This is a genomic window from Bradyrhizobium sp. 142 (genome assembly GCF_023074015.1).
Classification (GTDB): domain Bacteria; phylum Pseudomonadota; class Alphaproteobacteria; order Rhizobiales; family Xanthobacteraceae; genus Bradyrhizobium.
Genome location: NZ_JADPKQ010000059.1, coordinates 54,820 through 61,789, shown reverse-complemented (window position 1 = coordinate 61,789; position 6,970 = coordinate 54,820). Strand labels below are relative to the sequence as shown.

Annotated in this window: 5 protein-coding genes and 1 pseudogene; 4 read left to right on the top strand and 2 right to left on the bottom strand. The window is 63.5% G+C overall.

Going from position 1 to position 6,970, the window contains the following annotated elements; all coding sequences use genetic code 11:
- The first annotated feature begins 332 nt into the window (after positions 1-332).
- The 3 genes and pseudogenes from IVA82_RS06720 (at position 333) to IVA82_RS06710 (ending at position 3,424) form a co-directional block, all read left to right on the top strand.
- A pseudogene (locus IVA82_RS06720) lies at positions 333-771 on the top strand (EamA family transporter).
- An 84-nt stretch (positions 772-855) separates the two neighbouring features.
- Positions 856-2,139, top strand: coding sequence for an MFS transporter (locus tag IVA82_RS06715; protein ID WP_247380911.1), 1,284 nt, complete (start codon positions 856-858; stop codon positions 2,137-2,139).
- Positions 2,140-2,164: 25 nt separating this feature from the next.
- Positions 2,165-3,424 carry an arsenic transporter gene (locus tag IVA82_RS06710; RefSeq protein WP_247380908.1) on the top strand — a complete coding sequence of 420 codons (1,260 nt, stop codon included), beginning with the start codon at positions 2,165-2,167 and terminating at the stop codon, positions 3,422-3,424.
- A 10-nt stretch (positions 3,425-3,434) separates the two neighbouring features.
- On the opposite strand, the gene IVA82_RS06705 is transcribed toward IVA82_RS06710, so the two are convergent.
- Both IVA82_RS06705 and IVA82_RS06700 read right to left on the bottom strand, forming a co-directional pair.
- Positions 3,435-4,799 (bottom strand): MFS transporter, encoded by a 1,365-nt coding sequence (locus IVA82_RS06705; protein ID WP_247380906.1) that lies wholly within the window; start codon positions 4,797-4,799, stop codon positions 3,435-3,437.
- Positions 4,800-4,823: 24 nt separating this feature from the next.
- Positions 4,824-5,591: a GntR family transcriptional regulator gene (locus IVA82_RS06700; protein WP_247380903.1), complete on the bottom strand. Its 768-nt coding sequence runs from the start codon at positions 5,589-5,591 to the stop codon at positions 4,824-4,826.
- A gap of 179 nt (positions 5,592-5,770) precedes the next feature.
- Between IVA82_RS06700 and IVA82_RS06695 the strand changes: the two genes are divergently transcribed.
- On the top strand, positions 5,771-6,970 hold the full coding sequence (locus IVA82_RS06695; RefSeq protein ID WP_247380900.1) for a mandelate racemase/muconate lactonizing enzyme family protein: 1,200 nt from the start codon (positions 5,771-5,773) through the stop codon (positions 6,968-6,970).

Sequence of the window (6,970 nt, the reverse complement as noted above, 5' to 3'; positions counted from 1 at the left end):
GAGCGTCAGCCCCTCGCATAACGGGACCGCACATGTTGCCTTCGACGTTGCTTACCGCCTCGGCCTCTGCGAGTTTCTGTCTTTCGCGGCTCAATAGCCGCCCCACAGCATCGTTGTGTACGCTTCGCTGCCGCCGTCGCCGACGACACCGCAACACTCACTACCGGGCGCCCGCTACGGCTTACCCGGACCGGACTTCCACCGGTTGGACCGCGCCAGCTTGCCTGGCGCACAAGCAATCCAGACTGCCGCGCCGAAAGATGCTGGATTGCTTCGCGGCGCTCGCAATGACGGCGCTGGCGCGCCGTCCAAAAGCAACGGATCTTGATGATATGAAACCCGCCCTGCTCTCCGCCTGGCAAGTCTGGGCGCTCCTGTCCGCCTGCTGCGGCGCTGACCGCGATCTTCGCCAAGATCGGCGTCGAGAACATCAATCCGGATCTGGCGACCTTCATCCGCACCATCGTGGTGCTGCTCGCCTTCTCCGTTCTGCTGTTTTCCACCGGCCAGTTCGCCGTGCCGTCGGCGGTCGCGCCGAAGACATGGCTGTTTCTGGTGTTGTCGGGGCTTGCGACCGGCGCCTCCTGGCTGTGCTATTTCCGCGCGCTGAAGCTCGGCCCCGCGACACTGGTGGCGCCGATCGACAAGCTCAGCGTCGTTCTGGCCGCCCTGTTCGCCTTCGCCTTTCTCGGCGAGCGCCCCACCGCGCAGGGCTGGCTCGGCATCGGTATGATCGGTGCGGGCGCAGTGCTGCTCGCGGTGAAGTTTTGACCTCGTCCCTTGCCGGAGCATGGAACAAAGCGGGCGTGGCGAGGGTTGCTGCCCGGGCGCTTGCAAGCGTCGATCGAGAGACCGATGTCGAGCTGCAGCCCGGATCAAGCACATCAAGCCGGCCGCGCGTTGGACGCAGCCAATTTCTTCCTTGCCGATGTCCGCGATGGGCTCGGCCCCTATCTCGCCGTCTATCTCCTCACCGAGCAGCACTGGGACGAGGCGCGCATCGGCCTTGTGATGTCGATCGCGACCATCGCCGGCATCGTAACGCATACGCCGGCCGGCGCGCTAGTCGACGCCACGCGAGCCAAGCGGACGGTAATGGTGGTCGCGGCGGTCCTGGTGACGCTCGCCTCGCTGTCGCTGCCCCTGTTTCACGGATTCTTGCCGGTCGCGATCTCGCAAGGGATCGCGCAGGCCGCGGCCGTAGTCTTTCCGCCGGCGATCGCCGCCGTGTCGCTCGGCATCTTCGGCCATGCCGCCTTCGCTCGGCGGATCGGCCGCAACGAGAGCTTCAATCACGCCGGTAATGCGGTCGCGGCCGCACTCGCGGGACTCACAGCATACTGGTTCGGGCCGACCGTTGTGTTCTATCTCCTCGCCATAATGGCTGTCACGAGCCTGGCCAGCATTCTGGCCATCCCCGAACGCGCTATCGACCACGATCTTGCTCGTGGGTTGCATGACGCCGATGCCGACAGCCAGCACGACCAACCGTCTGGCCTTGATGTGCTCCTGACCTGCCGCCCCTTGCTCGTCTTCACGATCTGCGTCCTACTCTTCCACCTCTCCAATGCGGCCATGCTGCCGCTGGTCGGGCAGAAGCTCGCGCTTCAGGACAAGAACATCGGCACCAGTCTGATGTCGGCCTGCATCGTCGCAGCGCAAATCGTGATGGTACCGTTCGCGATGCTGGTCGGCGCGAGGGCCGATCGCTGGGGACATAAGCGCTTCTTCGTCACTGCGCTGCTGATCCTGCCGATCCGCGGGGCGCTCTATACTCTTTCGGACAATCCGTTCTGGCTGGTCGGGGTGCAGCTTCTCGACGGCGTCGGCGCCGGCATCTTTGGTGCCATCTTTCCGGTGATCGTCGCCGACCTCATGCGCAACACCGGCCGTTTCAACGTCGCGCAGGGCGCGGTCATCACGGCCCAGAGCATCGGCGCGGCACTGTCGACGACGCTCGCAGGTCTGGTCGTGGTCGTCGCGGGCTACAGCGCGGCCTTCATCACACTCGGCGCGGTCGCCGCGCTCGGGGCCATCATCTGCCATCTCGCTTTGCCCGAGACCCGTCAAAGCGCTTGCGGCGCCCCACGCCCGCAGGGGAAGACAGCAGCCTCGACATCGGTTATCGCTGTCGAATGAACCAACCTAAACTCAAGGACTGAACGTGCCGACTGCGCACCATGACGCCCTCTGGGCCTGGAGCATCATCTTCGCCGCCACCGCAGGCGTTATCGTCCGGCCCTTTCGCCTGCCCGAGGCGATCTGGGCCGTCATCGGCGCCGGCGCCCTTGTGCTGCTCGGCTTGCTGTCCTGGCAGGATGCGCTTCTCGGGATCGAGAAAGGCATCGACGTCTATCTCTTCCTGATCGGCATGATGCTGATCGCCGAGCTCGCGCGACTCGAGGGACTGTTCGACTATCTAGCGGCGTTTGCGGTTGAACATGCGCGTGGCTCGCCGCAGCGATTGTTTCTCCTGATCTATCTGGTCGGCACGCTGGTCACTGTGCTCTTGTCCAACGACGCCACCGCAATCGTGCTGACACCCGCCGTCTACGCCGCCACGCGTGCCGCCGGCGCCAAGCCGCTACCCTATCTGTTCGTCTGCGCGTTCATTGCCAACGCCGCGAGCTTTGTGCTGCCGATCTCCAATCCCGCCAACCTCGTAGTCTTCGGCAAGCACATGCCGCATCTTGGTGCATGGCTGCGTCAGTTTACACTGCCGTCACTGGTCTCGATCATCCTCACCTACCTTGCACTGCGTCTTGCGCTGTATCGCGAGTTGAAGGAAGAAACGATAGCAGCCCGCGTCCCTCACCCGAGTCTAGGCCGCGGCGGCCAGTTGACCGCTTACGGCATCGGCGCCATCGGGATCACGCTGATCTGGGCCTCTGCGCTCGATTTGCAACTTGGCCTGCCGACCTTCATCTGCGGCACCGCGACCGCCGCCGCAGTGTTGCTGCTCAACCGCCAATCGCCTCTTCCAGTGCTGAAAGGGGTGTCCTGGAGCGTGCTGCCGCTGGTCGGCGGGCTCTTCGTGATGGTGGAGACTCTGGTGAAGACCGGCGTGATTGGACAGCTCAGTGCGTTGCTGCACGAAGCGGTCGCGCAATCCGTCCCGCAAGCCGCCTGGAACGTCGGCGTGGCAACCGCGGTCGCCACCAACATCGCCAACAACCTCCCCGTCGGCCTCGTCGCCGGCTCGGTCGCCGCCAGCGATCATTTGCCCGCACCTGTCGTCAGCGCCATCCTGATCGGCGTTGATCTCGGGCCTAATCTATCGGTGACCGGCTCCCTCGCCACCATCCTGTGGCTGGTCGCGCTCCGCCGCGAAAAGATCGAGGTCGGCGCCTGGCGCTTCCTCAAGCTCGGCATGCTGGTGACGCCGCCTGCCCTGATCGCGGCGCTGGCCGCCGCGATCAAATAATGCGCGGACTTCAGTCGTTCTCGTAGCCGTAGACTTCCGGCAGGATGAAGACCGCAGCGAGCAGCCCGATCACCGGGAAGATCGCGACGAACAGTGTGGCATTGGCCTGGCCGATCGCCGCGAACAGCGATGGGAACAGGAAGATCGCCAGGAACGACGGCAGCTTCACGAACATGTAGGCGAAGCCGCTCGCGGTGCCGCGGTATTTCGGCTTGGCGACCATGGTCGGGATCGTCATGCAGTTCGACGCATCCCAATAATGGCCCCACAGCATGGCCGCCGCCGCGAATGGCAGCAGGATCTTGTTGTCGGTGTAGAGCGCGAAGGCGGCAACCAGCAGCGACACCAGCACGATGGAGAAGCCAGCGATCGCGATGCCGCGATGGCCGATCTTCGGCGTCAAGAGCGGGCCGACCCACCCGGATACGGCGGCGAAGCAGAACAGCCCCATCGTCACCAAATTGTTGCCGAGGATGCTCGACACGCCGACCATCGCGAACAGCACCGGCAGGTAAAACGCGAAGGTCGAGAACTCGCTCGCCTGGGCAAAGCAGGCGATCCAGCCATAGATCGTGGCGCGCCAGCGGATCGGGTCCTTCTTGAGATCGGCAAGGAATGCGCTGGTGCGGACCTTCGGCATCACCACGTCCTGGTCCGGCAGCATGGCAAGATCGTCGTTAAACATCTCGCGCGCGACCTTCTTGGCCTCGCGGAAGCGCCCCTTCTGCACCAGCCACACCGCCGTCTCCGGAACATCATGCCGCATAATCAGGATGATCAGCGCCGGCAAAGCGCCGAGGCCGAGAGTCACGCGCCACAGCGTCTCGTGATGAATGTCGAGCAACAGGAAGATCACGATGACGCCGATGGTGAGGACCTCGCCGACTGCGAACATGAACTGCCAGCGGTTGCCCATGACCTCGCGCTCACCCTTGGCCATGGATTCCATGATGTAGGTGTAGCCGGTCGAGATGTCGGAACCGAGCGGGATGCCGAGCAGGAAGCGGATCACCACGAGCCAGCCGACGCTCGGCACGAAAGCCTGCGCCAATGCGAGCACGATGAACATCACCATGGTGATCAGGAACATCACGCGGCGGCCGATTTTGTCGGACAACCAACCGCCGAGCAGCGCGCCGATCAGGGCGCCGCCCTGCGTGCCGGCCGCCGCAAGACCGAGCATCAGCGGATCGGGATTGTACTGCTCCTTGATGAAGATCAGCACGAAGGCGATCGAATAGAGATCCCATGCCTCGACCAGGATCGAGGCCATCATCAGCCAGCCGACCTTGTTACCTTTCGGACTGTAATTCGTGATGAGGTAGCGCACCGCAGCTTCGCTCGCGGTCGGTTTTGGCGTGGCCATCGCTGACATCTTTGGTCCTCTTTTCGAAACTCTTTACGCGCCGAGCAGCGGTTCGATGCTGCAATCGAGCAGGCGCGGGTCGATCCCGGTCTCCATGCCCGTGAACATCTCGCCCATGTAGTCGATCAGTGCATCGCTCGCCTTGACCGCATCCCCGACGCGGCGATTGGCGACCGCATTGAGAATGGCCAGATGACGATCGATGGTGCCTGACAGATCGGCCTGTCCCGGCATGAATCGGTGATGGATGTAGCCGATGCGGCGATAGAGCGTGTGCAGCGGCCGCAGCGTATGCACCAGAAACGGTTCGCCCGCCGCATCCAGCACCAGTGCGTCAATACGGCGATCGATGCTGTTGAACTCGTCGAGGGTCAGGCTGGCGCGGCGCTCGCGCAGCAGCCGCTCGATATGGAGCGCCTGATTGCGATGCGAGAGGCTGGCGCGATCGGCCGCGAGCCGGACCACAAAACGCTCCATGTCGCGGCGCAGGCCAAGCAGCATGCGTTCGCGCGCCAGATCGATCGGCGCGATGTGCAGGCCGTGGCGCGGGCGGATGATGATCAGCGTATCATTGGAGAGACGATTGACGGCGTGATGCACCGGTGTGCGGCCGAAGCCGGTGATGTGCTGCAGCTCCAGCATCGTCATGAACTGGCCGGGCTTGAGCTCGCAATGGACGAGCAGCTCTTCGATCCTCTGATAGGCAAGCTCGAAGAAATTGAGCCGGTTGCGCCGGCTGGGCTTGCCGTCGCCGTCGACCTCCGCTCTCACCACCTCGAGCGCGCGTTTACGCCGTGCCATGAAGTCCTCCCCGTCGGCCTGCGCTCTCGCGTTGCAGCGGAGGCACCTTGTTGGTGACAGCCTTAAAACATGTTGTGATATATTACAAGCAGGCGTAAGAGATCCGCCTGCTCGCCACACCTAGGCGCGTAATGATAACAAGACGGGCGCCACGCGCCTGTGATGGGAGGATTATTGCCGTGAAGATCACGTCGATCGAGACCCTGCGCACCGAGGAATTCTCCAACGTCATCTGGGTGCGCGTCCACACTGATGCAGGCGTGGTCGGACTTGGCGAGACCTTCTATGGCGCGGGCGCAGTTGAGGCGCAGATCCATGACACCTTTGCCGGCCGCCTGCTCGGCCGCAATCCCCTGCACATCGAGGCAATCCATCGCGACATGCTGAACCTGCCGATGGCGCAGTCCTCCACCGGCGTCGAATACCGCGCGGCCTCCGCGATCGACATCGCGCTATGGGATTTGTTCGGCAAGGTCTGCAATCAGCCGGTGCACCAGATGCTCGGCGGCCTCTGCCGCGACAAGCAGCGCATCTACAACACCTGCGCCGGCACCAAATATGTTCGCTCCACCAACATCAGCCCGGTCTCGAACTGGAACATCGGCACCGCCGAAGGCCCCTACGAGGATCTCGATGCGTTCATGACCCGCGCCGATGCGCTCGCCGAGAGCCTGCTGGAAAGCGGCATCTCCGCGATGAAAATCTGGCCGTTCGATCCGGCGGCGCAGGAGAACAAGGGGCTGTTCATCACCGCCGCCCAGATGAAGCAGGCCATCGAGCCGTTCGAGAAGATCCGCAAAGCCGTCGGCGACAAGATGGAGATCATGGTCGAACTCCATTCGCTGTGGAATTTGCCGACCGCCAAGCAGATCGCGCGCGCGCTTGAGCCGTACAAGCCGACCTGGTACGAAGACCCGATTCGGATGAATTCGCCGCAGGCGCTCGCCGAATATGCCCGCTCGACCGACGTCTGGGTCTGCGCCAGCGAGACGCTGGGATCGCGCTTCCCCTACAAGGACATGCTCGACCGCGACGCCATGCATGTGGTGATGGCGGATTTGTGCTGGACCGGCGGCCTCACCGAAGGCCGCAAGATCGCGGCGATGGCCGAGACCTATCACCGTCCCTTTGCGCCGCACGACTGCATAGGCCCGATCGGCTTCGTCGCCGCCATCCACATGTCGTTCAGCCAGCCCAACACGCTGATCCAGGAATCGGTACGCGCCTTCTACAAGGGCTGGTACAATGAACTCGTCACCACCATGCCTGTGATAAAGGACGGCTATGTCTTCCCGATGGAAGGCCCCGGCCTCGGCATCGACCTCCTGCCCGCTGTATTCGACCGCAGCGATCTTACCGTGCGCCGCTCCAACGCCTAG